Annotated in this window: 1 protein-coding gene; it reads right to left on the reverse strand. The window is 34.1% G+C overall.

Annotation, left to right across the window (positions count from 1 at the left end; genetic code table 11):
• Positions 1–391: 391 nt before the first annotated feature.
• Positions 392–976, reverse strand: a complete 585-nt coding sequence (locus tag GQ593_RS13350) for a hypothetical protein (protein ID WP_160432465.1) — start codon at positions 974–976, stop codon at positions 392–394.
• Positions 977–1,061 lie beyond the last annotated feature (85 nt).

A 1,061-nucleotide genomic window follows, 5' to 3' on the forward strand; every position in this document is an offset into this window, starting at 1 on the left:
TTATCGGCACATTCTGCAATTAATTTATGGTCTTGCCACAAATTTGTCTGGAACAAATTTGAACAACGCTTTAGCGTTGGCCCTGTAAGGGTGAGTCTCATGGATGAGACGAATACAGAAATTCGGTGGTTTTACCATCCACCGTTTTGCTAGTACGCCGATTAAAAGCATCATAGGTGTAGGTGATTATTAGCCCTGTCGGCTTAATTACTTTGATTAATCGATGCCGGCAGTCGTACTCATAGTGGGTGACTAGACTGTGGTCTTTGCCACGCTTTTCGACAATCAGATTACCAAAGCGGTCATACTCAAAAATCGTCTGCCCGCTACTATTATACGGAGATTGGTATTTTCAGTAAAAATGTTACCAGACTACTATTTTGTATTTTGATTACCATGTAAATTTTTTATCTTCACATTCATAAAAAATCTTAGCTACATATATAGTAAAAGGTGAATTACAATTTGGGCATTTTTTAAATTTATAGTTTTTTATTTTATTATCCAATAATTCAGATCCCAAACGATAATCAAAGTTAGTTTTTTCAGTTTCAACAGTATAAACTTCAGAAGAATCGACAACTAACCCCATATATTTCGATCGACAATTCCTACAAAGCACTATTTTAACCATTCTTGCTCTAATTGAACGGCTAAAATCTTCATCACTAAAACAATCATTTGCTACCTTTTTATCTAACTCTGTTAAATTGACATCATCTGGCCATATAATGCAATATGGTGTATCATAAAGGGGGATATAGTCTCCTCGAAGCGTTTTTAACCGATAGTTTTTAAAAATAGCTAATCTTGTATTCACCCCACTTTGTAAGGTTTTATAAAAATCAAAAGAGGGATTGCTCTTCTCTCCTAATAAGGTTATATTAGTTTTAAACAACCCTCCTTCCTCTTTCATGATATCATCATTAGGAAAAATATATTTAAAGTTAACACCTTCTGCTTTTATCCATTTCATGGTGGAATGGCAACACATTTTCAAACAAAAAAATTAAGGGATAAGTGTTTTTTAAATTCAACGGGAGGCAAGTAGCCTAACGAAG

It is taken from the genome of Gilliamella sp. Pas-s25 (assembly GCF_009795885.1).
Lineage (GTDB): Bacteria > Pseudomonadota > Gammaproteobacteria > Enterobacterales > Orbaceae > Gilliamella.